At 58.8% G+C, this 782-nt stretch carries 1 protein-coding gene; it reads left to right on the top strand.

The features are described from left to right. Window positions 1-233: hypothetical protein (locus WS62_RS38330; protein ID WP_231748365.1), on the top strand; the 233-nt coding region annotated here is incomplete at its 5' end. Window positions 234-782: the final 549 nt, after the last annotated feature.

Below are 782 nucleotides of genomic sequence, written 5' to 3'. Positions count from 1 at the left end.
TGAACGCCGCTGAGTGCGTCCTTCGGGTTCTCTTCGTCATTTCTTGGGTTCCTTTGCCTGCATTATCGCTGGCTCAGGCCCCAGCCGTTCCACTTATCCGGTTGTCCGAATTTGCGCGGCCACCTCTTTTGGCTGCGTGGTACTTCCGAGCGGAAAAAGCGGGAAGCGAAGGAGTCGCCAAGTTCGATTCGCTGATCGAACAGGCGAAGCTCGAACGGTCACTGGCAGAGTAAACGTATCGTAGCCGGAGCCGTCATCACGACGGCTTTCTTCTGCGCATCGGCCCCACCACCATTCCCGAAACCACCGACCACACAACCGACCGCACCTTGCGGGATCGGTAGCGGTCGCGCTATGCTGTCCATCGGACGCGCCACCCCAGACAATCGGGGCAGCGCCTACCGTCAAGAAACCCTCGTTGCCGGTCGGCAACTCGTGAAATGGAACTGTCGTTCTTCGCAATTGTTGCGAAGGGTGTCTTGCGCCTCTGAACCGCGGCACTACATCGACGGCAACCGCACCCATCATCCGCTGTTTTCAACAATGCGACGCCGCGAATCGCAGGCGTACGCACGCCGAGCCATTGCCTCTCAACCTCGGCGCTGAACACTTTTCACTTACCGATATGAACAAGAATTCCTACTTCCCGAGCGGGTGTTGATGGCGGCGTAAAACCGCGCTTAAACGGCGGCGCAATGCTGAGTAATTTTCTCAAGTACGCAGGGGCCCTCGGGCCCCTTTGACGTGTTGCGACGGCGGTACCGTTCAGAACGGCGGGTCGG

The sequence above is a fragment of the Burkholderia sp. ABCPW 14 genome (assembly GCF_001523835.1).
GTDB lineage: Bacteria > Pseudomonadota > Gammaproteobacteria > Burkholderiales > Burkholderiaceae > Burkholderia > Burkholderia mayonis.
The sequence above is the reverse complement of the archived record's forward strand: the minus strand, read 5'-3'. Positions and strand labels throughout refer to the sequence as shown.